We start from the raw sequence: 23249 nt of genomic DNA, 5'->3' as shown, positions 1-23249 counted from the left end.
CGAACACCGACGCCGGATCCACTTTCTCCACCACTACCGCGATGAGGACAGCATCGATCAGTTGCATGAGGCGCGCACCCGTTCTGGCCATGGAATCTTCCCTAGCCGATTCAGGTGCCCCACACCTGCGACGCCAGCAAGCGTGTCTCACATGTCCGTAGACATACGAGTCTCATATGTCTATGGACTGGACATGGTCCCTGCTGCAACTAACCACGCACGGCTGGGATGACCGGCGCTACACCACCAGACCGACGATCATCCCCACGCCGAGGGCGACGAGGAATCCACCGGCGATCTTCGTCATCCACGGGAGATAACGCGACAACGCGGTGACCGCACGCGCGGACCCCAGCGCCACAGCGACGAACAGATCCCACACGAGCACTACCGACACCATCCATGCGCCGTAGAACACCAGCGCCGGCCACGACGCATCGGTCAGCGCGGCGGCGAGGCTGACGTAGAACAGCACGTTCTTCGGATTCAGCAGACCCGATGCGAGACCGAGCCCGAAATTCCTCGTCCAGCTCGAACGTCCGGTGCGCTCGTCATCGAGCTCGACCTTCACTCGTGCCCGAAAGAACGAGACGCCGACGTACGTCAGGAATACCCCGCCGAGCAATTGGGTGGCGTCGAGAATCATCGGTTGGGTGACCAGCGACAAACCGGTGAATGCGGCTGTGATGCACGCGCCGTTCGCGACTGCGATGCCGACGCAGACGCCGCTGGCGTTACGCCATCCGCTCGCCATCGAGGTGCGGGCGATGAGGAAGAAGTCGACCCCGGGAATCAGCAGGGCCAGAAAATGCGCGAGCGCGACGACGAGAAATTGCTCCATTGCGTCGAGTCTCGGTCGTGAGCCCGTCGCAGTCTTGTACGAAATTGCGTCAACGACGATACGCACCGGGCGTCGCCGCGACGTGCGCGCGGAACACCCGATGGAAGTGACTCTGGTCGGTGAAGCCGAGGGTGTGGGCCGCGTCGGCGATGGAATGCCCGTTGCGCAACAACTTTCGCGCGACGCCCACCCGCTCGTTCTGCAACCACGCCACCGGCGGAAAACCGGTGGCGCGCTTCATCGCTCGAATCAGCTGATACTTGCCCATTCCGGCGAGGTGGGCGAGCTCGTCGAGAGTGGGGTTGTCACGGGCTTCGAACAGCCGTGCAAGGACCGGCCTCAGCCGTTGCACGAGAGCATCGTCGACGACGTCATCGAGCCGGCGGTGGGGCTCACGCGTCGCGCAGGTCGTCAACGCGGTTCGGAATGCGGACTCGAGCTGCTCGCTGTCTGCGTCGGAGAAGAGGAGTTCGTTGACGGCGGTGAACTGCTCATGCAGGTGTCGGTCGCGAAAGATGCTGATGCCGTCGGTCATGCGCACCGCCGCGGGTGCGAGCGCGAGGATCCAGTCCTGCGCGGCGTGGATCATCTGGTACTCCCAGCGACCGTCCCGCGGATTGCAGGAGTGAACATGCCCGGCAGGGATGAGGATGACGTCGCCTGCCGCCAGCTCGATCGGCTCACCGGATGCGCCCGTGAACACCGTGGTCCCGGAGTCGACGAGGCCGATCGAGAAGCGGTCGTGCGTGTGCGGGCGGTAGCAGGAGATGTCCTGGCAGGAGCGCCGCGACTCCACCTGCGGCAGCAGCGGACTGTGCCAGAACTCCACGCTGCTTCTCCTACCTTCGACTATCTACGGCTCACGCCACTGTAGCCAGGGTCGGTCGGCGCCGAATCCTCACTCGAAATCCCCATCCTCACGACATGCATCGCCCGAGGATTCCGAGCGGGAGTGAGGATTCGCGAGCCCGGCCGTCAGCCATCGATTCGCAGCACGATCTTCCCGCTACCCGCTTCGGACCGAGCGTGGGCCCGCGCCGCATCTCGGAACGACATGACCTCACTGACGTGCGGCGTGTAGTGCCCGGCGTCGGCAAAGACTGCTGCGCGACGCAGTAGAGCCGACTCGTTTTCGGCGTTCACGCTGCGCACCCCCAGTTCGCTCGCACCTCGATGGTCAGCGACGGTGACGACATGTGCTGCGCCACCGGCAAGTTCGACCAACTGCGGAAGCGACCCCGATCCCGCTGCGTCCAAGGCGAGGTCGACGCCCTCGGGAGCCACTGCGAGGACGCGGTCGACGAGTCCGTCGCCGTAGGTCACGGGCGTCACGTTCATGGCACGGAGCCGCTCGTGGTTGGCCTCACTGGCAGTGCCGACGACGCGCACCCCGTCGGCGACTGCAAAGGCCGCGGCCGCGCTTCCCACGGCACCGGCGGCTCCGTCGACCAGCAGACTCGAGCCGTGGCCCAGTGCGTCCAACGCTCGTAGCGCGGTCACCGACGCCAGCCCCGCCGCGGCAGCCTCGTCGTCGGTCCACACTGCGGGCACCTTCGCCCACGCGGTGAGGACCGCGTACTCGGCGGTCGTGTCGCTGACGCCACCGAGCCCGAACACCTTGTCGCCGATCGCGACATCGGTGACACCGTCACCGAGTTCTTCGACGATGCCCACGGCGTCGCGACCAGGGATGGCCGGTAGCTCGAGCGGCAGAACCTCTTTCAGATGCCCAGCCCGCAGGAGTCTGTCGATCGGATTGATACTGACGGCCAGCACGCGGATGCGCACCGAATTCGGTCCGGCATGCGGATCGGAACGCTCGGCGACTTCGAGCACCGAGGGGTCACCGAACGAGTTGTACTGCACTGCGAGCATTGACGGGCCTTCGCCTTCGAATCGAGGAGTATGTTCGAATCAACCGTAGAACCTCTCGTCGATGTCAGGTTCAAGCCTTTGTGAGGGGAGTCACCTATGCGGATCGGCGAATTGGCGCGACGCACGGGGGCCAGCGTCCGATCGCTGCGCTACTACGAGGAGTGCGGCCTGCTGGATTCACGGCGCAGCGGGTCAGGCGCACACCGTGTCTACGACGCCGACGCGGTCGATCGAGTCAGGCTGCTGCGTCAGCTCTATTCGGCAGGCCTGTCGAGCACCGTCATCGCGTCGATCCTGCCGTGCGTGGACGCGCCGTCGTCGGATGTCACTCGGGAGTCCATCGCAATCATGCTCGCCGAGCACGACCGTCTCGGCGAGCAGATGCAGGCTCTCGCCGAGACGCGTACTCAGCTCAGCTACCTCATCGAGCACGCGAACAGGTATCTCGAAACAGCAACGCCTGCATAATGTCTCGTCACTGATCCAGCTTCTTGATCTCCGACGCCGGAACCCCTGCCACCATCGTCCGAGCCGGAACGTCTCGCGTGACGACGGCACCCGCCGCGACGATGGCGTCGTCGCCTACGGTCACCCCTTGCAAGATCATCGCCGACGCGCCGATCCACACGCCTCGCCCGATGACGATGGGTGCCGACGTGATGCCCGTCCGCCGCTCGTCCGGGCCGATCGGATGGCCCGAGGTGATGAGGCTGACGCTGGGACCGATCATGACGTCGTCGCCGATGTCGATTCCGCCGATGTCGTTGAAACGGCAGCCCTGATTGACGAAGACGTTGCGGCCGACGGTGATGTTGATTCCATGATCCGAATAGACCGGCGGGATGAGATGAAAGGACTCGTCGACGGTTCTGCCGGTCAGCTCGCTCCATGCCGCGCGAATCGCATCCTGCTCTGCATAACGCAGTAAGTTCAGGTCCTCGGTCAGTCGGATCGCGCGTTGGACTCGTTCGACGAAGCTCACCCCAGCATCCTCGTCGGTCTACGGCTCGCGGACAAGACTCCCCGTTCCGGTCGAAATGTCGCCTGTGATTTTCGGACCGCATGGCTCGCGCTAAGCTGGCGGGGGCTTACGGCCCGATGAAAGGATTCACCCGTGGCAACGATCAGACCCGGAACTGCCTCTGACGCAAGCGAAATCGGCGAGATCTTCAGCGAGGCATTCGACGGTGATCCGGTATGGGCACCGCATCTCCCCGACGCATCTACACGACGTCAGGCGCTCGCCGAGTTCTACGCAAGCGAGGTCGAGGGCACACCCGAGCACGTGGACGTCGCAGTCGACGAGGACGGAAGGTTGCTCGGCGCGCTGATATGGGAACCTCCTGGCCCCCGCGACGAATCCGGCTGCTTCAGCCCTACCGAAGCCGGACGTGCACATGATCGAGCGATCGAAGATCAACGACCGAACGAACCGCACTGGTACATCCACGACATCGCCACATCGGCGCGAGCCCGAGGTACCGGAGTGGGCACGTCGCTGATTCAGTACCGTCTGGACGAAATCGGTTCCACAACAGCTTTTCTCGAATCCACGACGCCCGCAAGCCGACGACTGTACGAACGATTCGGTTTCGAAGCCATCATCACCGACGGGATGGTTCCCGGCTCGTCGGCGATGATCCGCCGCGCGTGATGGTGAAACAACACCTGCCGACGGACCTTTCGCGAATCCGGACGAGTCAGGCGACCGTGAATCTGACGGTGTTCGCCAAGGGGTTCAGGTAGGTCGTGCTCACCGCGTTGGGCGCGACGACGACCGAGCCGCCACCTGATGGCATCGGGAACGTGACCTGGCCGGTCAGAGGAACGAACGCCCGTGAGTCGGAGGGAAGCAGAATCGACGGATTCCCGCTCCCTGCGCCGTCGGAACCAGAGGCAGACAGGTAGTTCACAGAGATGGCGTTGTGACACTGGGCTGTGAAGAAGGGCAGCCACGTCACACTCACCGTCACCATCCCTGGCCGGTCGTGCGGCGTATGCACGAAGCCCGTCAACTGTCCGCTGCACGGCACCGAAAAATTCACACCCAGTGAGTACGCCACCGGAAGCGGAGTCACGTCCTGGTGATGCGCGTGCGCCAATGCAGGCGCACCGATAGCCGACACCACCACTGCACCGGCAATTGCCGCCAACCTCGCCACCGCTGTCTTGATCATGGGAACGGACCTTACAGACCAGGCAAATCGGGCATTCCGCTCGTCAAGTGTCGTCGTTCCCCAGAAGGCGGCGTTCTAGCACACCTTACGGAAGTTGCGCTTTAATTATGTACATGACTACATTGCCGGTCGCAGATGCACGGGCTCGTCTGTCCAATATCGTCGACGACGCGGAACGTACCCACGCCCGCTACGAGATCACCCGCAACGGCCACCGCGTCGCAGTGCTGCTCGGAGCCGACGATTTCGACGCGCTGCAAGAGACCATTGCCGTCCTGTCGGACCAGGAACTGCTGGCCTCGCACGTCCAGGGACAGACCGAGCTGACCAAGGGTGACAGTCTCGACGCTGAACAGTTGGCAGCGGCCATGAAGGCTGCTGGCCGGTCCGGTCGAGCGTGAGCGAACCCGGCGAACCGTACCGGCTTGTTATCGCGCGGTCCGCGTCCCGCGCCCTCGGGCATAGTCTTCCAGAAAAGGTCGCCGCAGCTGTCTACGAGTTCATCACCGGCGCGCTGCTGGACAATCCCCAGCGGGTGGGCAAACCCCTCGCCCCGCCGCTCGCCCCTGCCTACAATGCTCGGAGGGGCACCTACCGCGTTCTCTACCTGATCGACACAGAGCAACGCACAGTGCAGGTCACCGCAATTTGGCACCGATCGGATGCCTACCGCTGAAGTGAGTTCGTCCGTCGCTGTGGGCTCCGGATCTGATCGTGTGACGAGATGGACTTCGGCTCTCCGATTGCTGCCGAGAAGCACGAAATACCCGCGGCAGGTCCTCTCGACGCGGAAAACAGACCGCTTTACAGGATCGCGGCTGCGTCGACACAGACCGACCACCCGGTTACGGAGTCGTTCTTGGAACCGAAACAACGAATGTTTGCCGAATCGGGGTCCGGGTAGCCCCGACTCAACTCTTCGGTTGAGACAACAGCTGGGAGCCAGCACCGGCTAGCTCCTGGCTGTCGGCGCGGATGCCCGCAGTACTGTTCGCTGTTGCCTCGCTTACAGTACTGCTGGTGTTCGAGCGTAGTTGCGCCACAACACTTTCGATGCGTGTACACCCAAGTGCACTGCGACACGTGATCACCAGCCTGCCGAATACTTCCAGACCTCCCGTTCTGAGCCTTCAACCGTCCAAACCCTTGTATACCCCCCAGGGTACTTGCATACCCCCCTAGGTATATGGCACAGTCGGCACAGACCTACTTCCACCACCCGACTAGAGCCAGACAGATACCCCCACCCGTATAAGGATCCTTATGCCTCAGCCAGAGATCGCGCCGCCCCACGACACCGAAACGAACGGCGGCCCTACGCCCGGACCCCTCGGCCGAATGGGGTACGCGATGGTCACCCACCGCAGGTGGGTGTTCGGTTTCTGGCTGATCGCACTCGTCGCTCTGGGATCCGCCGCGCCCTCGGTGTTCGGGTCTCTCGCGGGCGCGGGTTGGCAGGCCAACGGGTCCGAGTCCGTCCAGGTTCGTGAGCTGGCCCAACAACACTTCGGCGGGAACTCGTCGGCCGCAGTACAGGTCGTCATGCACTCCGACAACTCGTCGATCGACTCCCCTGCGATGCAACAGACCCTCACCGAGGTAAGTGACGTTTTTGCCGGCGACAGCCGATTCGGCGAGGTCGTCCCACCACAACCCGGCATGACGATCAGCCCCGACGGGCACACCGGGATAGTCGTCGCAGGCGCGAACGCGAGCACCGACGACATGGTCAAAGCCGTGGACGACGTCAAAGGCGACCTCACCGCACTGTCCGGTGACGGCATCGAGGTGTATCCCACCGGGTCGTCCGCGTTGTGGTCGGACTTCAACAAGGCCAATCACGACGCGATGATCAAAGCCGAATTGTTCTCGTGGCCAGTCACATTGGCGATCATGGTGCTCGCGTTCGGTTCGCTCGTAGCAGCAGGCCTTCCTCTCCTACAGACCGTTGCCGGGCTCGTCGCATCGGCGGGCGGATTGGTCCTACTCAATCAGGTGACACCGATTTCGGTGTGGGCGATGAACTTCGCGATGATGTTCGCGCTCGCGCTGGGCATCGATTACGCCCTGTTCATCGTCTCGCGCTTCCGCGACGCCCTTCGACAGGGCGATCCGCGGGCTGCAGTTGCCGAAACCATGGATACCGCAGGCAAAGCCGTCGTCCTGTCCGGCCTGACCGTCTTGGTCAGCCTGTCCGCGGTCCTGCTCGTTCCGGCGCCTGCGGTGCGGACGATGGCCGTCGGCATCATGCTGGCTGTCGCATTCGTGTTGATCGCCACCATGACGTTGCTTCCTGCAACGCTGGGCGCACTCGGCCCGAAGGTCAACGCCGCGTCACTTCCCTACGCCAAGCGTCAACAGCACCGCTCGCCCAAATTCGCTGCGTGGGGAAACCTCCTGCACAAGCATCCGTGGCCGTTCGCGATCGTCTCCGTCGGCGTTCTCGTCGCGCTGGCGCTGCCGGTTCTCGGACTGAAAGTGGCGATGCCGTCGATCGCCGTCGTCCCGCAGGACGCACCGGTACGCCAGGGCTATGAGCTGGTTCAGGCACAATTCGGCGACGGCGCACCCGGCGCCCTGCAGATAGTCGTCCCGACGTCCGATGCCGGCGTGACCGCGTCGTCGGCCGCCTCGGTCGACGGGATCGCCATGGTCACGCCTCCGCAACCGGCCTCCGATGGGTCCGATTATGCTCTGCTGCAAGCACTTCCGACCGTCGGCCCGTCGGATGCTTCCATGTCCACGATTCTCGCCGATCTACGTGGAGAACTTCCAGAGTCTGCCCTCGTCGGCGGCGCCCCGGCGGAGAATGTAGACCTGCAGCAGGCATTGAACGATTACCTCCCGCTGGTCGTCGGCATCATCCTTGCTCTCGGCTTCGTTCTACTGCTCGTCGCTTTGCAGGCGCCCGTCATCGCGATTCTAGGAACCGTGGTCAGCCTGCTGTCGACGGCTGCAGCGTTCGGTACCGCGAAACTGATCTTCCAGGACGGCCACGGCGCGTCGCTCCTGGGCTTCACACCCCAGGGATTTCTCGACGGCTGGGGCCCGGTCTTCTTCTTCGCGATGATCTTCGCCATCGCCATGGACTACACCGTCTTCTTGCTTGCTACGGCGAAAGAGCATTACGAACGATCCGGCGATCCGAAAACCGCCCAGGTCGACGGCCTCGCGCATTCCGGGCGGGTCATCTTCGCAGCCGCAGCGGTCATGGTGGCGGTGTTCTTCACGTTCGCCTTGTCGGATCCGCTCCCACCCAAGGAAATGGGGATTATTCTCGGTGTCGCCGTCCTGCTCGACGCAGTCCTCATCCGACTGATCCTGCTTCCGGTCCTTCTACGGGTGACCGGCCACGGAGCGTGGTGGTCGCCGCGCTGGCTCCGCAGGATTCTGCCGTCCATACGGTTCTCGCACTGACAAAAGCTCCATCAGACAACGAGTTTCAGTTTTCCGAATCGAACGACGAAAGGACGATGACCATGAACATTGCACTCTCCACCACCGTGACCGACACCGACTTCGACGCCGCCGTCGAGAAGACCAAAGCGGCACTGGCCGAGCAGGGATTCGGAATCCTTACCGAAATCGACATGCAGGCGACGCTGAAAGCCAAACTCGGCGAGGACATGGAGCCGTATCTGATCCTCGGAGCATGCAACCCTCCCCTAGCGCACCGTGCCGTCGGCGTGATGCGACAGATCGGACTACTGCTGCCGTGCAATGTCGTCGTTCGAGCCGACACGTCCACACCCGGATCGGTGATCGTCGAGGCCATGAATCCGGCAGTCATGGTCGAGGTGACGAGCGAGCCAGGTCTGTCCGACGTCGCCGACGAGGCCACCACGAGACTGAAGGCCGCTATCGCCGCCCTGACGGACTAGACGGCCGGGCGATGTTCCTCTATGCCCCCGGGGGTACCCTGGAGCTCATCAACACCCCCTGAGGAGACGGACATGATCGGCGACGAAGACAGCATCGCTTTGGTACTCAACCGCTTGCGACGAGCGCACGGCCAACTCGCCGGAGTCATCGGAATGATCGAGAACGGGCGGGACTGCAAAGACGTCGTCACCCAACTTGCCGCCGTATCCCGAGCCCTGGATCGGGCGGGGTTCAAGATCGTCGCCACCGGTCTGCGCGAATGCATGACCGGCGACACGGCGGACAACAAGGAGCCCATGACCGAAGCGGAGCTGGAGAAACTGTTCCTCGCCCTGGCCTGATCGTCACGGTGCTACACCGGCGACTGAGTCAGCTCCGCGGAACGGCAGTCAGGCGACCGTGAACCTGACCGTGTTCGCCAACGGATCCAAGTACGTCGTGCTCACCCCGTTGGTCGTCACAGTCATCGATCCCCCGCCCGATGCCATGGGGAACGTGATCTGCCCGGTCAGCGGCTGGAAAGCCCGCGACTCGAACGGCAGCAGGATCAGGCGCGTTCCACTACCCTCGCCGTTTTCGCCCACTGCGGACCAGTAGTTCACGAATATCGCGTTGTGGCTGCTCCAGCTCTCCGCAACGAAATGTCCCGACGCGCCCACCTCCACGCCGGGATGCGCCTTGGGTGATTGTGCGGGAGCGACGGAGCCGGACCAGGCTCGGTGTCGCGGTAGCTCTGCTTTCGATCTACGCCCGAGAACACGATCCGATCACTTCGATCCCACGGAGGACGCGCGCGGGTCAGACTGAGGCTTCGTGACCGTAGCCGACGATCGGAGACCGGATGAAGCCTCTCGCCAGGTCCGCGTCTGCGATTGCGGCGGCCGTGATCGCGATCCTGGTCGGTTTCGGCCTCGGCTCGGTCGCGCACGCGAACCCAGCCGTCGACCCGGTCAGCGCCCTGCAGGAAGCCGGCGTCCCCACTGAAGTCGCCGTGTTGGCAGCGCAGCCGACGCTCGTGGCGGGCGGCGTCGACACCGTGAGCTTCGAGTCTCGAGGCGACGCGGTCGTCGATCACGCGGCCCAGCGCGTGACGGTGACGCTCGGCGGGCCGTCCGTACACATCGGTTGGGCCAACCTGCGTACGGGAGATGCGGGGATCAGCGATCGGGCAGGTGTGCTGCCCACCGGCGCCGGGCCGGTGGTGATCGTGGTCTACGGGGACGGCGGTCCTGGTCCGACGGCTGCACTGATTCGGGTGTAATTCACTTACTTGACAAACTGAAGAGTAAGCTGGCCTCGCCGAACCCCGTCGAGAAAGTGGCCACGTCATGCCCGAAACGAACGCCAATCGCTACGTCCACATCGTCGCTCCGAAGCAAGCCGAGACCGTCGAAGAGACGCGCATGCCGGAGCCGTCCGAATTCGGCGTCGTCGTCGCGATCACCTACTGCGGAATCTGCGCGACGGATACACACGGCTACTCGTCGGCTGCGCTGCCGCCGGCGGTGTTCGGGCACGAGTGGACCGGAAAGGTGCTGGCCATCGGATCGGGCGTGACGACGGTGACGGTCGGGCAGCGGGTCGTGGCAGGCGTCGGGCCTGCGTGCGGCAAGTGCGCCATGTGCACCGCCGGTCATGCGGCGCACTGCGATCTCGCCTTCGCCGAGGCCAACGGAATCACCGACGACGCACCCGTCCACGGCGGCTTCGGCACGGTCCTCGCGGTCTCCGAGCGTCGTGTCGTCCCCGTCCCCGACGCGCTGTCCGACGAAGAGGCAGCCCTCGTCGAACCCGCCACAGTCACGTTCCACGCCGTCAAGCGCACGGCGATGAAGGTGGGATCGACGGTGGTCGTGCAGGGCGCAGGCCCGATCGGACTCCTCACGGCACAGCACGCACGCAACAGCGGCGCGGGACGTGTCATCGTGTCGGAGCCGTCGCAGGCGCGTCGTGACGCGGCCGTGAAGCTGGGGTTCCGCGATGTGGTCGAGCCGTCGGAACTCGCGGATGTCTTGAAGGCCGCCACCAACGGGCTCGGTGCCGACGTGCTGTTCGAATGCACCGGCGTCGCACAGCTTTTCCAGCCGTCGGCCGAGTTGGTGCGCCGCGGCGGAATCCTGTCGCTGCTCGGCTACCCGGGCACGGACTCGCAGGTCAGCTACGGCGACTGGCAGAGTCGCGAACTGACGGTCATCGGATCGCTGGCCTATTCGCACGAGGACTTCGTCGGATCGATGACGGCGATCGCCGAGGGCCGCGTCGACGTGCTGTCACTGCACACCGGAACCATCGGCTTGGGTGAGTTGACCGCAATGTTCGACGAGTTGGATTCGGGACAGAGCGTGCACGCGAAGGTTCTGGTGGATCCGCGGCGGTAGGTCGTTCACACTGTGGTCGTGAGGAAACTGTCGACCGCAGCGATCTTGGCCGTGCTCGGCGCCGCAGGACTGTTCAACGGAGTGTCCTTGGTGACCGATTCCTCGGGCCGTTCGCTGGGATTGCGCGTCGACATGCTCCCGTCGTGGCACACGTGGGACTACCGCTACTCGGGCCTGTTCGTGCTGGTGTTCCTCGGGATGTTGCCGCTCCTCTGCGCGACGGCGTTGCTCGTCGACATCACCGGGGCATCCACTGCGGCAGGACTGATCGGGGCTTTGGCCATCGGGTGGGTGCTGTGGCAGATCGTCGTGCTCGACCTGTGGGTCCCGAGGGCGCACCTCGCGTTGATCGTCGCCGGTGCGGCATTGGTTCTGCTGTCGGGAATCTCGTTGCGCCGCAGGCGCTCAGCTCAGGAGACGTTCAAGTAGGGCGTCCACGCCACGAACGAGCGGCCCATGGATGTGCACGTGAGTTGACCCTTGACGCCGACTTCGCACGTCGCACCGCCGTAGCTGAGTGTGCCCTGCAGCGGCGTGCTTCCGGCCCGGCCGCGAGGACCACCGATGCCGAACGTCGGGTGCGCAGGGAACCACGGAACATCGATCTGTACGTCGTAGACGCGAGGTGTGAACGGGACCTGGCTCATGATCATGCCGTTCGGAAGATCGCAGCCCACGATTCCGCCCGGATACATCGCGCAGTTCGCAGCTGGCCCGTACGAGAAGTACGCGGTATCGCCCTGCAGATAGTTGGCTGGGTTCTGCGGCGCGGGAGCATATTCGTCCGCGGACGCGGTGCCTGCGGAAAGAACCATGGCTGCAGCGCCGGCGGCTGCCACAGCGACGAGCTTCTTGATCGAGAGCATCTGACGTCTCCTTGCCGTTGATTCCCGGACACGGGGTGTGTCGACGGTCGGGTGGGGGGTGTTACGTGGTCGCCTGCTGCGGAATCCTCACGCCGATTCCTGATTCTCATCCAATGCATCGCGTGAGGATTGGAGGTGCGGGTGAGGATTTTTACGGCCGGCGCCGCGGTGGTCCCCGCACATCCCGAGCCGCGGACAGTTCACCGCGTCCTGACCGAGGCCCCTGAACCACCCACTTCCCTTTCCGCCGCACCGATGGCATTATCTATCGATATTCGATAGCTTTGTATCGGATCTCGATAGAAAGGACTCGTCATGGGACGGATCGTCGTCGCAGCTCTTCGAGTCGTCATCGCGCTCGCGCTTGCGGGTTCGGTGTTCGTACAAGCCGTCATGGTGCCGTTGACGTGGATCGATCTCGACGACGCGCCCGCCTCGGTGCGTGTACCGCTGGTCGTGATCGTCGTGCTCGGGATCGTCACCCTCCAAATAGTCGCGATCTGCGTGTGGAGGCTACTGACGCTGGTCCGCAAGGGAACCGTGTTCTCCACCAGATCTTTTCGGTTCGTCGACGTCATCATCGGCGCCGTGACGGCAGCTGCCGTTCTCGCGTTCGCCCTCGCGGTGGTGTTGGCTCCGGGAGAAGCGGTGCCGCCGGGAATCGTTGGGTTGATCTGCGGCGCATCGTTGGTGATCGGAGGAGTGGCTCTACTGGTCCTCGTACTGAGAATGCTTTTGTCACAAGCGGTTGCGCGCGATACCGAAGCCACCAAGCTGCAGTCCGAACTCGACGAAGTCATCTGATGCCCATCGTCATCGACATCGACGTCATGCTCGCGCGTCGGAAAATGTCCGTCGGCACTCTCGCCGAACTCGTCGGCGTGACGCCTGCCAACATCGCCGTGCTGAAGAACGGGCGCGCGAAGGCCGTTCGCTTCACGACACTCGAAGCGCTCTGCGAAGCACTGGACTGCCAGCCCGGCGACCTACTTCGGTGGGAGCCCGCTTCCGACCTACGAATCGCCGACGCGTAAGCCCGGATCTGTTGCGACGGTGATCATCTGGTCTCGTGTGAGGACATCACTCGACACATCGATCTTGCTGCCGTCCGGCACGTAAGCGATAACGCGGCGATCGGAGATGTCCAGAACGATTCCATCGTCGTCGGTACGTCGTTCGTCGACGGTTCCGGCGAAACAAGGGCCGGGCCCGTCGTCGGAGTGCAGCACCCGCACGGCCAGCTGTCCGGCGCGGCCGTCGACGGACACCTTTCCGATCGCGGTTACTTCCTCCCCGCCGGTCGTTGACTCGAAAGCGAACGGAGGCCACGACGGATCCGGTTCGACGACGACGTCCTCCGGCACCGACTGCACCAACGCGTCGGACAGTGCTTTCATCTCTGGTTCGGACAGCCAGGAAGCGTCGCCGCCACCAACAATCGCAAAATTGATGCGCTCCATCTCCTCCGGTTGGATGACCTCGTCGCATCCGGGGATCGAGATTGCGTCGGACTGCGGCTCGTTCGACAGACCCGCGACGACGGTGCCCGCCGCGACGATTCCGACGATCACTGCCGCCGTCGACCATGCAGATCCGCGTGCGCTTTCGGTGCTCATGGAGGTAATCGTATGGGTGCCGCTGTAGCTGCAACTCGCATGCAACCAAAGCCTGGATACGCTCGAGCCGGGCGAGAGTGGAGCCTGCAGGAACGAACCAATTCAGGAGGCAGACATGACCGAACCCGTGACCCTGCGCCAGCTCACCGGCCTACCCGATGCTCCGGCTGCGCTGAGCGACTCCACCCTTGTGATGATCGACTGCCAGAACACGTACACCGAGGGTGTGCTCGAACTCGAGAACGTTCAGCCCGCTTTGGATGCTGCGGCAGCGCTGCTCGATCGTGCGCGACGCGCAGGCACCCCGATCGTGCACATCATGCACGACGCGGGCGTCGGAACCCCGTACGACGTTACGGCCGACATCGGCCGAATCGTCGACCGCGTCGCACCCCAGGGCGACGAGAAGGTCATCGTCAAGAACTTCCCGAATTCGTTCGTCGGCACCGACCTCGACGACACGTTGAAGGCGCTCGGCCACGAGAAATTGTTGTTGGCGGGCTTCATGACTCACATGTGCATCAACTCCAGCGCGCGTGGGGCGTTCAGTCTCGGATATCAGCCGACCGTCGTCGCAAGTGCAACCGCAACACGACGCCTTCCCGACGCGGCCGCCTCGGCTCTGCAGGTAGCCAGCCTCGCCGCGATTTCCGATCTGTTCGGCGTCGTGGCTCCCGACGTCGCGTCCATACCCGACTGATCTGTAAGGTGCGTCGAGACCCGCGCACACCCGATGGGAGGGCACCGACATGGTCACCGTGCACGGACCCACCGTCGACGATCAGACGAGATGCATCCATTACGCGACGGCCCTCGACATCGTCGCGATGGAGTTCCACTGCTGCGGCAAGTTCTATCCGTGCTACCTGTGCCATGACGAGACCGAGGATCATGCGCGGACCGTCTGGCCTGCGTATACCTTCGACTCCCCCGCGATTCTGTGCGGCGTTTGTCGTACTCGCATCAGCATCGAGAGCTACCTGAACGTTACCGAATGCCCGCACTGCTCTTCGGCATTCAATCCGGGGTGCAGGCTCCACAGTCACCTCTACTTCGACGCGCAGACCGGTTGATAGATTCGGGGCATGGCCGCCCCCGTCGAGGACGAACAGACCCGAGTCGCGAAGCTGATCGACGCCCAGGCAAAAGCCGTCGCACTGTTCGACGCCATCACCGACCGCGGCTTGATCCGCGCCGGCGCGCAGGAGAAGCAGGTCAGCGACCAGATCCGCGACCTCGCGTCGGACATGTTCGGAACGACCAAGTTCTGGCACAAGCGCATCGTCCGCAGCGGCGTCAACACGCTCGAGCCCTATCGCCAGAACCCGCCGAACAGGACGATCGCCGACGACGACATCGTCTTCTGCGACTTCGGCCCGATCTTCGAGCAGTGGGAAGCCGACTTCGGCCGCACCTACGTCTTGGGTGACGACCCGATCAAACACCGATTGCGCGACGCCCTCCCAACGGTGTTCGATGCCGGCCGCGCCCACTTCGAGGCCCATCCCGACATCACCGGAGAGCAGCTGTATGCCCGAGTCGTCGAACTCGCCGAAGAGTCCGGGTGGGAGTTCGGAGGCTCCATCGCAGGGCATCTCGTCGGTGAGTTCCCCCACGAGAAGATCGCCGGCGAGGAGATCGGTTCCTACATCGCGCCCGGGAGCGATCGGCCGATGCGCCGCGACGACCGATCCGGGCGCCGATGCCACTGGATCCTCGAGATTCACCTCGTCGACCGCGAGCGCGGAATCGGCGGGTTCTACGAGGAGCTGCTCGACCTGGGGCATGGGTCGGTTTGATCGGAGGGAGTCGGCACCGGTCCCGACTCACGAAAGCCGTTGTGGCCTTGGCACTTGACCTCGAGTCCGCTTCAGGTTCTACCGTTGCGTGCATGAATTCGACGCGCCCGATGCAACCACCCGAACGTCAGCCTCTCGGATTTTGGACCGTCCGCGCAGGCGAGGCTATTCGTCGACGCACGCAGGGCGCATTACGCGACATTGGTATGACACAACCCGAATGGTGGCTGCTACACCAGATTTCGCTCCATCCCGGCGGTGTCGCCCGCAACGCGACGGTCGAGAAGATCGGACACAACGACACACCCCGGGCGATCGTCGACGCCATCGAATCGGCCATGTCGAAAGGGTGGATTTCCGCATCGACTTCGATGTTGACGTTCACCATTGCTGGTGCGGAGCAGTTCACTCGCGCGGAAACGTTGCAGCGCGAACTGCAGACCGAGCGCATGCAGGGCATCACCGAAGACGAATTCGCAACGACAATTCTGGTCCTGCAGCGCACGATCGAGAACGTCGGAGGCGACGCCTGGCACTGGTGATGCCGTCGGCCGTACTTGTCGGAGGGTCGTTGTATCTTCCCCGCCATGCACGAGTTGGGGGACTTGTACGGTGCCGCGGAGGCGTTGTCCGACCAGGAGATCATCGACAGCGTCGTTGCGATCCATGCTGCAGAAAACCTCCTCGCAGCACGCAAACTCGCGGCACTTGCAGAGTTTTCGAAGCGGGGTCTGAGCGAGATGGTCGGGCACACGAAACCCGGACCGTGGCTCGCTCTGGCGACACGCGTCGCACTGGGGAACGCATACCGGCAATTCGACACCGCGGTCTGGCTCGGTTCATTCCCGACGGTCACCGCTGCCCTCGCAGCCAGCGACATCCACGCCGGCCATTTCAAAGCAATCTACGACGGCCACAACCACATCAAGACAGCCGATCCCACCCTGACAGCAGAGAAGTTGGCCGACGTGGTTGCCGACCTTCTCACGTCCGCGACAGCCGGCACTCCAGAGGACGTCAAGGTCCGTGCACAGGAACTCGCTCACGCCGCCGCGGAGGATGCGCGCGCCCGATACGAGGAGAAGAAGCGCGAGCAGGACGAGAGGCGTGACGCCGAACCACCTGTCGACGACGAGGACCCTATCGGACCTCCACCGCCCGCTGTCTCGGAGAATACGGACCTCAACAAGCTCGACCTGTACGAGCAGGCCAACGGCCGCACCACCATTCAGGGAGACGTCGACAAAATTCTCGGGGAGAAACTGCGATCGGCCATCGCCGAGCATTCGCGGCCTGAACCTGGGCCCGACGGCACCCGCGACCCGCGAAGTGCGTCGAAACGGCAGGCCGACGGCCTTTCCCGCATCCTTGAACTCCAGGCTGGCCGTGGCGACGCAAGCGGACCTGCCACACGTGTCAACGCGACGGTCAAGCTTCGCGACCTGCTTGCCCCCGGCGCCGATTGCACTCCGTCGCCTTCGTCGAACAGAAGGGCCGAGTATCCGGGCTGGCCTTTTCACCTGGACTGGACCGGCCCGATCAGCCACAGCCTCGCCCGCATGCTCACGTGCGACGCCGAGTTCAACCCGATCATCGTCGACGACAACGGCGCCGTCCTCGCCATGGGACAGTCTGTCCGACTCGCCACACGCGAACAGCGCATAGCAGTCACCGTGCGCGACCGTTGCTGCATCAAATGCGGTTCGGTTGCCGATTGGTGCCAGGTGCACCACATCGTCTTCTGGCGCGACGACGGTAACACCGACATCACCAACCTGACGCTGCTCTGCACGAACTGCCACAACGACATTCACCACCGGGGCTGGGACGTCGTGATGGGCGACGACGGCCACCCGTTCCTCGTACCCCCGATATCGGTCGATCCGGAGCGAAAACCGATTCCCAGTTATCACCGGCGGCGAAAACCTGCTGCGTAGAAGCCACTGCGAAGTGACTTCCTCCCACCTCGCCGACGCCACCCGTCGGCGAGGCAGTGGCCGTTGCGGGGAGAACTCCAGTTCGCACATACTCTGAGTCAGTGCGCCCACTCGTGCTACTACTCATGGTTGTCGGACTCGCAGTCGGACTGCTGCCCATGGTCTTCGACTACGTGCAGCAGACGTTCTTCGAACCCGAGGTCATGTACAACGGCGTGTACGAACCACTACGAGGTGTCGAGATGAGCCGCGCCTACGAGACGTCGATGAACCACGACTTCGACGTCCGATCTGGGCTGTTCCTCCGTCGTTGGTTCGTAGCGCTGCCTGTCATCGGATCGATCATCGGTGCGGCGCTCGGAATCCTGTTGCATCGACGGGGTTTCCGCCTTACAAAGCAGACCGACGGATGATGGCCTGAGTGCGGCTACGCCCTCAAGCCCCGAGTTTCGCCGCGATGTCGTCGACCACCGGCGCGTAGTTCTCGAGATCCTGCGCCGACGGGTGCTCGGTACCCAACTCCGCGAGTCGGTCGAGCAACCCGGCGCGGGTGATCACCTCGACGACATCGTTGTCGACATGCTGTTCGGGTACGTCGAGCACGAGTCGACCCTCTTCGAGAATCAGCCGCGCATTGGGTGCGCTGTCGTACAGGGCCTGCAAGCTCTCTGCGGTCTGCGACATGGTTCCTCCTCCGGTGACTGGACCTGAGTTCGAACTACCCAGATGCGCGGCCGTCAATCTCAGAAGGCGCTACCGCTGGGAAGAAGCGAACCCAGGTCCGGGATGAGGCTCGGCGGCCCGACCGTGACGACCGTCGATGCCTGCTGCACCGTGAACACCGTCCACGGGAACGTTCCCAGCTGATCCTGGATGCCGGGGTAGTCCGAGATCCAGGCGTACGCCGGGTCGCTGTCCTGCGTACCGCACGTCGCGAGCACGACGTAGTCACCCGCGGGGACGTCGGAGACCGTCTGCGTACTCACTCCTGGCTGTCCGGCAGGGTCGGTCGAGTACAGAGTTTGACCGTTGGCGAGCACCTCGGCCACCGGTGGGAGTACCCCGCCGGGCGCAGGGGCAAGCGACGTACCGCACTGCAACTGCACACCCGAATTGTTGGTGATGGTGTTGGTCACCGACGAACCGTTCACCGCGTACGAGTAGGTCACGTCGCCGGGCTCGGCGGCCGCCGCGGTGGAGGGCAGGGCCAGCATCAGCGGCGCACACGCGGCCGCTCCGGTCAGAACTCGTGCAAGTGGGCGCATAGGAATCCTTTTCGGTGAGTAGGACGTCGAAAATGTAGTGTGCACCACACCGAAGCACTCGAAACCCCAACCGACCGGGCGGCCGCATGGCCTGTCGCTACCGGGCGGAGGACCCAGGAATCATGCGTCCTCCAAGCGAATTCCCTTGGTCTCGCGCATGAAGACACAGGCCAGGCCGGTCAGGACGCACAGCACCATGATGTAGACCCCGAACGCCCAACCGATCTCGAGGTTGATCAACAGCTGGTTCAGGTACGGCGCGGTACCACCGAAGATGGCCACCGACAGCGAGTACGCGAACCCGATCGACTGCGTCCGCAACGCGGTCGGGAAGCTCTCCGACAGCGTCGCCGACAACACCGACGCGGGAATCGACACGATGAGAAGCGCGACCGTCGTCGACACCAACAAGGTCCAGCCGGCGTCGGTGATCATCATCGTCAGCGGCACCTGCAGCGCGAACAACAACACCGCGAACGTGAACAACATCGGACGACGGCCGATGTTGTCGGACAGTCTGCCCCAGAACGGAAGCGACACAAGCGCGATCAACTGCGCGATGACGAGCATCCAGTACGCGACGTCCGGGTCCATGCCCTTCTGCGTGATCGCGAAGGTCGAGATGTACGACGTCCACGTGTAGTGCGCGGCAGTGATTCCCGACGTCATGCAGATCATCAGCAGGACGGCACGAACGATGGTGCGACGCGGAATCTTCACCCGCTCGGGCGCGTCGGCCTGACCGTCGAACACCTCGCTCTCTTCCATGCTGCGTCGCAGGTAGAGCGCAACGAGCGCCAGCACCGCACCGATCAGGAACGGAATACGCCAACCCCATTGACCGACAGCGCTTTCCGACAGCGTCGAGGTGATCGCCCCACCGATCGTGTACGCGAGCACGGATCCGCCGAAGATCGCGATGAACGCAACACTGCCCCACATGCCGCGACGGTTCGGCGGCGCGATCTCGCTGACGTACGAGTACGCCGTCGCCGATTCACCGCCGTGCGCGAAGCCCTGCACCATCCGGGCACCGAGCAGGATGATCGACGCCCACACCCCGACCGCGTCGTACGTCGGCATGACGCCGATGACGAGGCTGCCGCCTGCCATCATCAGCATCGTGCAGATCAGGACGAACTTTCGGCCGCGCCGGTCGGCGATGCGTCCGAACACGATGCCGCCCAGTGGACGCATCAGGAAGCCGACCGCGAACACGGCCAGCGTCGACAGCAGCGCCGAGACCGGGTTGTCGCTGTTGAACACGACCGCTGCGATGAACGGCGCGAACACGGCGTAGACGCTCCACTCGTACCACTCGAGTACGTTGCCGACCGCACTTGCGAAGAGCGACTTACGTTTTGCACGCATCGTCAACGCAGGCGTTCCGTTCTGCTGGGTGACGTCTTGACTCATCGGGTGACCTTCGCTTCTGTGTTGCGCAGCTCCGTGCGGCGGATCTTGCCGGTCTGCGTCTTGGGTAGTTCGTCGACGATGTGAATGTGTTTGGGGCGCTTGTATGCTGCGAGCCTGTCGCCGACGAACGCTCGCAGCTCCTGTTCGGTGACCTCGGCGTCGCGGACGAGCGAGACGAAGGCGACGACGGATTCTCCTTGATAGTCGTCGGGCTGTCCGACGACGCCCGCCTCGCCCACAGCCGGGTGCGCGACCAACGCGTCCTCGACCTCGCGTGGCCACACCTTGTAGCCGGACACGTTGATCTGGTCCTTCAGGCGGTCGACGAGGTAGATCCAACCGTCGGCGTCGCGGATGGCGACGTCGCCGGTGCGGAGTCGGCCGTCGGGAAACGTCTTCGCGGTGGCTTCAGGCTTCTGCCAGTACCCGGAAACGACCTGCGGCCCAGCGATTTCGAGCTCGCCCTGCGTGCCGTCGGGCAGCGGCGTCCCGTCGAAGTCGACGACGCGAATTTCCACCTGCGGCAACGCCATACCGATGGACAACGCTCCGCTGGCGGGGTCGACGGGTGCGCGACGGTCCGGCGGGACGGCGATGACGCCCGACGACGTCTCGGTCATCCCGTAGGCGTTGTGGATGTAGTGGCCGAACTTGTTCTCGAACTTCTCGACAGCAGCCGGCGGTATGGGCGCACCACCGGAATACAGCGTCTTGATGGACGCGAAGTGAGCCGCCGTCGCTGCCGGTGAGTTGTAGAGCGCGTTGAAGACGGTGATGGAGCCGATCGTGTACGTGACCTCGTGCTCGGCGAATGCGTCGAGCGTGACGTCGGCGGCGAAGCGGTTCGCGAACACCAGGGTGCAGTCCTTCATCAACGCGATCGTGGCGTTGATGACCGCGCCGGTGATGTGGAACAGCGGCGCGACGGCGAGCACGACGTCGCCGTCGTCGACGCGGGCGAGCTCGGCGAACGTCGTCGCCACCGCGAGAATATTTGCGTGAGAGTTCAACGCGCCCTTGGGCGGTCCGGTGGTTCCCGACGTGTAGGCGAGGATGGCGGTGTCGGTAGGACTCACCTCTGCCGCCTCAGGCGTCGCGCCGCGGAAGCGCTCGACGAGCTCGACCAGATCGTCGGCACCGTCGTGGCGCTCCCGAATCCGGTCACCGAACACACGCGGGTCGTTGCGCGTCTGGAAGTCGAGATCGCTGGTGCCGACGATCCACCGAACAGTGCTGTCCTGCATCGTTTCTGCGTTCTCGGCGACGGCGGTGTCGGCGCAGATGATGCCGACGGCACCCGCGTCGTCGACGAGGTGGCGCAGTTCCGCCTTGCGGTACATGGGATTCAGCACCAGCGCCGCGGCACCGAGCTTCCACAGCGCAAGAAAGGCGATCGCGTACTGCGGAATGTTCTGCAGGTGGATGCCGACCCTGTCACCGTGTCCGACGCCTTTCTCGACGAGCGCGACGGCGAAGGCGTCGGACATCTCGTCGACCTCGCGTGCACTCAGGATGCCGTCGAAATACGCGATCGCGGGATGTTCGGGGTTCGCCGCCACCCGCGCTTTCCAGACGTCCACGAGCGTCGCCATGTAGATCCTCTCCGTCGTACCGACCGACCGATCGCTCGGTCACGGAGAGTGTTGCGCGTCACAGACGCGCGTGTCAACTCGGCCTTGCTCCCGCCGTCAGCCGCGGCGAGTGAAGACGCCCGCCGAGGCCAATGCGACGCGTCGGCGCGCTCTCTGCTCGTCGTCCCCCAGACGGTCGACGCCCCACGACAGGGTCATGGCGAGCTCGTACACGTCGTCGGGACTGACGTCGTCGACGGCATCTCCCGACTGCTTGGCCGCGTCCAACAGCGTCGCAGTCTGCTGCACCAGCGGAGCGCACGCTTCATAGACCGACGAGTCCGCGTCGACGTAGGTCGCCGCGACGCGATCCGGTAGATCGTGCCAGATGCGCAACTGCCACGTCAGATGAAAAATCCACTCCGCCAACGCATCCCGAGGCGATCGCGCACTTCGGAGCTCCTCCGCTGCCTCGATCGCCTTCTCGATAGCGAGCTGGATGACTGCGGCCAGCAGGTCGTCGCGCGTCGGAAAGTTTCGGTACAGGGTCGCATTACCGACCCCGGCACGGACAGCGATGGCATCCAGAGAGCACAGGACGCCGTCGGCCTCGAACACGTCACGCGCAGCGGACAGGATGGCGTCGCGGTTGCGTTGCGCGTCGGCACGCAACGGGCGGGCAGCGCTCATGAATCCTCCTTGACTAAGTGGGGGATGTCCCCACATACTTGCAATCGGGGACAGTCCCCACTTGAAACAGGAGTTTAGATGAACAACACCCTCGACGGTCGGACAGTTCTCGTGACCGGCGCCAACGGCGGCCTAGGCGGCGAATTCGTACGCCAGGCCCTGGAGCGCGGCGCCCGCAAGGTGTACGCCGCGGCCCGCTCTCCGAAGCACTGGGACGACCCGAGAGTCGACGCGCTGACACTCGACATCACCGACGCGGCCAGCGTTGCTCGTGCCGTCGAGGCCGCACCGGATGTCGACCTCGTCGTCAACAACGCGGGCATAGCACCTGCGGGAGACTTCATTTCGGGCCCCGAGGATCAACTGCGCCTCATCTTCGAGACCAACTTCTTCGGAAATCTCCGTGTCGCGAACGGATTTGCACCGGTGCTCGGCAAGAACGGCGGCGGCTCGCTGCTGAACGTGCTCTCGGTGGCAAGCTGGAGCAACATGCCGACCGGCTACGCCGTCTCCAAGGGCGCGATGTGGTCCGCCACCAACGCACTTCGATTCGCCCTGGGAAGCCAGAACACGCAGGTCACCGGTTTGCTCGTCGGCATGATCGACACGCAGATGACCGCAGACATCGACGCACCCAAGAGCAGTCCCGCCACAGTCGCCGCGCTGGCGTACGACGGGATCGCCGCCGGGCAGCTCGAAATCTTGGCCGACGACTTCACGCGCGCCGTGAAAGCGCAACTGTCCACTCCCGGCGACGAGCTGTACCCCTGGATGGACTCGCTGCTCGCCGGTATGAGCCTCTGAGTCGATGACGGCGCTCATCGAAATTCATCACTGACGCTCACTGAAATTCATCACCCGTGTGGCACCGCCAACGAGGGCGGGTCTCCAACGAAGCTGATGGTCTCTGACCACGCACCAGCTACTCGAAGGAGA

32 protein-coding genes are annotated in these 23249 nt (G+C 64.0%); 19 read left to right on the top strand and 13 right to left on the bottom strand.

Annotation, left to right across the window (positions count from 1 at the left end):
- Nucleotides 1-238 precede the first annotated feature (238 nt).
- From HQ354_RS24780 to HQ354_RS24770, 3 genes are all read right to left on the bottom strand, one after another.
- Nucleotides 239-841, bottom strand: a complete 603-nt coding sequence (locus HQ354_RS24780) for a LysE family translocator (RefSeq protein WP_222635849.1) — start codon at nucleotides 839-841, stop codon at nucleotides 239-241.
- 49 nt (nucleotides 842-890) lie between these two features.
- The gene (locus HQ354_RS24775) at nucleotides 891-1670 is read right to left on the bottom strand and encodes an AraC family transcriptional regulator (protein WP_222635848.1); all 780 of its coding nucleotides are present in this window, start codon (nucleotides 1668-1670) and stop codon (nucleotides 891-893) included.
- A 146-nt stretch (nucleotides 1671-1816) separates the two neighbouring features.
- A complete protein-coding gene (locus HQ354_RS24770) occupies nucleotides 1817-2716 on the bottom strand; it encodes an NADP-dependent oxidoreductase (RefSeq protein ID WP_222635847.1) in 900 nt (299 codons plus the stop codon).
- A gap of 96 nt (nucleotides 2717-2812) precedes the next feature.
- Between HQ354_RS24770 and HQ354_RS24765 the strand changes: the two genes are divergently transcribed.
- On the top strand, nucleotides 2813-3184 hold the full coding sequence (locus HQ354_RS24765) for a MerR family transcriptional regulator (RefSeq protein ID WP_068422963.1): 372 nt from the start codon (nucleotides 2813-2815) through the stop codon (nucleotides 3182-3184).
- 7 nt (nucleotides 3185-3191) lie between these two features.
- Here HQ354_RS24765 and HQ354_RS24760 read toward each other — a convergent pair whose 3' ends face one another.
- Nucleotides 3192-3698, bottom strand: a complete 507-nt coding sequence (locus HQ354_RS24760) for a DapH/DapD/GlmU-related protein (RefSeq protein ID WP_157105244.1) — start codon at nucleotides 3696-3698, stop codon at nucleotides 3192-3194.
- Nucleotides 3699-3830: 132 nt separating this feature from the next.
- Here HQ354_RS24760 and HQ354_RS24755 point away from each other — a divergent pair, with 132 nt between their 5' ends.
- On the top strand, nucleotides 3831-4370 hold the full coding sequence (locus tag HQ354_RS24755; protein WP_222635846.1) for a GNAT family N-acetyltransferase: 540 nt from the start codon (nucleotides 3831-3833) through the stop codon (nucleotides 4368-4370).
- Nucleotides 4371-4416: 46 nt separating this feature from the next.
- Here the strand turns inward: HQ354_RS24755 and HQ354_RS24750 are convergent, their stop codons facing one another.
- Nucleotides 4417-4893 (bottom strand): hypothetical protein, encoded by a 477-nt coding sequence (locus HQ354_RS24750; RefSeq protein WP_068422953.1) that lies wholly within the window; start codon nucleotides 4891-4893, stop codon nucleotides 4417-4419.
- A 113-nt stretch (nucleotides 4894-5006) separates the two neighbouring features.
- On the opposite strand from HQ354_RS24750, the gene HQ354_RS24745 reads away from it, so the two are divergent.
- The 5 genes from HQ354_RS24745 (at nucleotide 5007) to HQ354_RS24725 (ending at nucleotide 9116) form a co-directional block, all read left to right on the top strand.
- Entirely contained in the window at nucleotides 5007-5294 is a 288-nt protein-coding gene (locus HQ354_RS24745) for a type II toxin-antitoxin system Phd/YefM family antitoxin (protein WP_240931003.1), read from the top strand.
- Nucleotides 5291-5569: a type II toxin-antitoxin system RelE/ParE family toxin gene (locus HQ354_RS24740; protein ID WP_222635845.1), complete on the top strand. Its 279-nt coding sequence runs from the start codon at nucleotides 5291-5293 to the stop codon at nucleotides 5567-5569. The genes HQ354_RS24745 and HQ354_RS24740 overlap by 4 nt, the downstream gene beginning before the upstream one ends.
- A gap of 587 nt (nucleotides 5570-6156) precedes the next feature.
- The gene (locus tag HQ354_RS24735; RefSeq protein WP_222635844.1) at nucleotides 6157-8310 is read left to right on the top strand and encodes an MMPL family transporter; all 2154 of its coding nucleotides are present in this window, start codon (nucleotides 6157-6159) and stop codon (nucleotides 8308-8310) included.
- Nucleotides 8311-8372: 62 nt separating this feature from the next.
- Nucleotides 8373-8774: a DUF302 domain-containing protein gene (locus HQ354_RS24730; protein ID WP_068423011.1), complete on the top strand. Its 402-nt coding sequence runs from the start codon at nucleotides 8373-8375 to the stop codon at nucleotides 8772-8774.
- A 72-nt stretch (nucleotides 8775-8846) separates the two neighbouring features.
- On the top strand, nucleotides 8847-9116 hold the full coding sequence (locus HQ354_RS24725) for a metal-sensitive transcriptional regulator (protein WP_068422936.1): 270 nt from the start codon (nucleotides 8847-8849) through the stop codon (nucleotides 9114-9116).
- A gap of 48 nt (nucleotides 9117-9164) precedes the next feature.
- Here HQ354_RS24725 and HQ354_RS24720 read toward each other — a convergent pair whose 3' ends face one another.
- Nucleotides 9165-9440, bottom strand: coding sequence for a hypothetical protein (locus HQ354_RS24720; protein ID WP_254303435.1), 276 nt, complete (start codon nucleotides 9438-9440; stop codon nucleotides 9165-9167).
- A gap of 176 nt (nucleotides 9441-9616) precedes the next feature.
- On the opposite strand from HQ354_RS24720, the gene HQ354_RS24715 reads away from it, so the two are divergent.
- The 3 genes from HQ354_RS24715 (at nucleotide 9617) to HQ354_RS24705 (ending at nucleotide 11582) form a co-directional block, all read left to right on the top strand.
- Nucleotides 9617-10036, top strand: a complete 420-nt coding sequence (locus HQ354_RS24715) for a hypothetical protein (protein WP_068422933.1) — start codon at nucleotides 9617-9619, stop codon at nucleotides 10034-10036.
- Between the two features lie 67 nt (nucleotides 10037-10103).
- Nucleotides 10104-11153: a zinc-binding dehydrogenase gene (locus tag HQ354_RS24710; RefSeq protein WP_068422930.1), complete on the top strand. Its 1050-nt coding sequence runs from the start codon at nucleotides 10104-10106 to the stop codon at nucleotides 11151-11153.
- A gap of 18 nt (nucleotides 11154-11171) precedes the next feature.
- Nucleotides 11172-11582: a hypothetical protein gene (locus HQ354_RS24705; protein WP_254303434.1), complete on the top strand. Its 411-nt coding sequence runs from the start codon at nucleotides 11172-11174 to the stop codon at nucleotides 11580-11582.
- Here HQ354_RS24705 and HQ354_RS24700 read toward each other — a convergent pair.
- Complete coding sequence (locus HQ354_RS24700) at nucleotides 11564-12019, bottom strand: hypothetical protein (protein ID WP_068422925.1); 456 nt, start codon at nucleotides 12017-12019, stop codon at nucleotides 11564-11566. The two genes, HQ354_RS24705 and HQ354_RS24700, sit on opposite strands and share 19 nt — an antisense overlap.
- A gap of 315 nt (nucleotides 12020-12334) precedes the next feature.
- Here HQ354_RS24700 and HQ354_RS24695 point away from each other — a divergent pair, with 315 nt between their 5' ends.
- Together HQ354_RS24695 and HQ354_RS24690 are read left to right on the top strand one after the other, a co-directional pair.
- The gene (locus HQ354_RS24695; RefSeq protein WP_068422921.1) at nucleotides 12335-12823 is read left to right on the top strand and encodes a DUF2975 domain-containing protein; all 489 of its coding nucleotides are present in this window, start codon (nucleotides 12335-12337) and stop codon (nucleotides 12821-12823) included.
- Complete coding sequence (locus HQ354_RS24690) at nucleotides 12823-13053, top strand: helix-turn-helix transcriptional regulator (protein ID WP_068422918.1); 231 nt, start codon at nucleotides 12823-12825, stop codon at nucleotides 13051-13053. The genes HQ354_RS24695 and HQ354_RS24690 overlap by 1 nt, the downstream gene beginning before the upstream one ends.
- Here HQ354_RS24690 and HQ354_RS24685 read toward each other — a convergent pair.
- The gene (locus HQ354_RS24685) at nucleotides 13033-13635 is read right to left on the bottom strand and encodes a hypothetical protein (protein WP_068422915.1); all 603 of its coding nucleotides are present in this window, start codon (nucleotides 13633-13635) and stop codon (nucleotides 13033-13035) included. The genes HQ354_RS24690 and HQ354_RS24685 overlap by 21 nt on opposite strands.
- Nucleotides 13636-13750: 115 nt before the next feature.
- Here HQ354_RS24685 and HQ354_RS24680 point away from each other — a divergent pair, with 115 nt between their 5' ends.
- The 6 genes from HQ354_RS24680 to HQ354_RS26055 all read left to right on the top strand — a co-directional run bounded on the left by HQ354_RS24680 (nucleotide 13751) and on the right by HQ354_RS26055 (nucleotide 17784).
- On the top strand, nucleotides 13751-14335 hold the full coding sequence (locus tag HQ354_RS24680; RefSeq protein ID WP_068422912.1) for an isochorismatase family protein: 585 nt from the start codon (nucleotides 13751-13753) through the stop codon (nucleotides 14333-14335).
- Between the two features lie 49 nt (nucleotides 14336-14384).
- Nucleotides 14385-14708 (top strand): CHY zinc finger protein, encoded by a 324-nt coding sequence (locus HQ354_RS24675; RefSeq protein ID WP_068422909.1) that lies wholly within the window; start codon nucleotides 14385-14387, stop codon nucleotides 14706-14708.
- Between the two features lie 12 nt (nucleotides 14709-14720).
- Complete coding sequence (locus tag HQ354_RS24670; RefSeq protein ID WP_068422906.1) at nucleotides 14721-15434, top strand: M24 family metallopeptidase; 714 nt, start codon at nucleotides 14721-14723, stop codon at nucleotides 15432-15434.
- A 206-nt stretch (nucleotides 15435-15640) separates the two neighbouring features.
- Nucleotides 15641-15976: a hypothetical protein gene (locus HQ354_RS24665; RefSeq protein ID WP_254303433.1), complete on the top strand. Its 336-nt coding sequence runs from the start codon at nucleotides 15641-15643 to the stop codon at nucleotides 15974-15976.
- A gap of 45 nt (nucleotides 15977-16021) precedes the next feature.
- Nucleotides 16022-17371 carry an HNH endonuclease signature motif containing protein gene (locus tag HQ354_RS24660; RefSeq protein ID WP_068422901.1) on the top strand — a complete coding sequence of 450 codons (1350 nt, stop codon included), beginning with the start codon at nucleotides 16022-16024 and terminating at the stop codon, nucleotides 17369-17371.
- Between the two features lie 101 nt (nucleotides 17372-17472).
- Nucleotides 17473-17784, top strand: a complete 312-nt coding sequence (locus HQ354_RS26055; RefSeq protein ID WP_157105243.1) for a hypothetical protein — start codon at nucleotides 17473-17475, stop codon at nucleotides 17782-17784.
- Between the two features lie 22 nt (nucleotides 17785-17806).
- Here HQ354_RS26055 and HQ354_RS24650 read toward each other — a convergent pair whose 3' ends face one another.
- The 5 genes from HQ354_RS24650 to HQ354_RS24630 all read right to left on the bottom strand — a co-directional run bounded on the left by HQ354_RS24650 (nucleotide 17807) and on the right by HQ354_RS24630 (nucleotide 22313).
- Nucleotides 17807-18055, bottom strand: coding sequence for a hypothetical protein (locus HQ354_RS24650; RefSeq protein ID WP_114329244.1), 249 nt, complete (start codon nucleotides 18053-18055; stop codon nucleotides 17807-17809).
- A 59-nt stretch (nucleotides 18056-18114) separates the two neighbouring features.
- Nucleotides 18115-18636, bottom strand: coding sequence for a hypothetical protein (locus HQ354_RS24645; RefSeq protein WP_068422893.1), 522 nt, complete (start codon nucleotides 18634-18636; stop codon nucleotides 18115-18117).
- A gap of 120 nt (nucleotides 18637-18756) precedes the next feature.
- Nucleotides 18757-20052 (bottom strand): MFS transporter, encoded by a 1296-nt coding sequence (locus HQ354_RS24640; protein WP_222635843.1) that lies wholly within the window; start codon nucleotides 20050-20052, stop codon nucleotides 18757-18759.
- Entirely contained in the window at nucleotides 20049-21644 is a 1596-nt protein-coding gene (locus tag HQ354_RS24635) for a class I adenylate-forming enzyme family protein (RefSeq protein WP_222635842.1), read from the bottom strand. Before HQ354_RS24635 ends, HQ354_RS24640 begins: the two co-directional genes overlap by 4 nt.
- Nucleotides 21645-21740: 96 nt before the next feature.
- Nucleotides 21741-22313: a TetR/AcrR family transcriptional regulator gene (locus HQ354_RS24630; RefSeq protein ID WP_206030726.1), complete on the bottom strand. Its 573-nt coding sequence runs from the start codon at nucleotides 22311-22313 to the stop codon at nucleotides 21741-21743.
- 78 nt (nucleotides 22314-22391) lie between these two features.
- On the opposite strand from HQ354_RS24630, the gene HQ354_RS24625 reads away from it, so the two are divergent.
- Complete coding sequence (locus HQ354_RS24625) at nucleotides 22392-23117, top strand: SDR family oxidoreductase (RefSeq protein WP_068422881.1); 726 nt, start codon at nucleotides 22392-22394, stop codon at nucleotides 23115-23117.
- The last annotated feature ends 132 nt before the right edge of the window (nucleotides 23118-23249 follow it).

This window comes from Rhodococcus sp. BP-261, from assembly GCF_019835205.1.
Taxonomy (GTDB): Bacteria; Actinomycetota; Actinomycetes; order Mycobacteriales; family Mycobacteriaceae; genus Rhodococcoides; species Rhodococcoides kyotonensis_B.
Note: the sequence above shows the minus strand (reverse complement) of the source record. Positions and strands in the feature narration are given on the sequence as shown.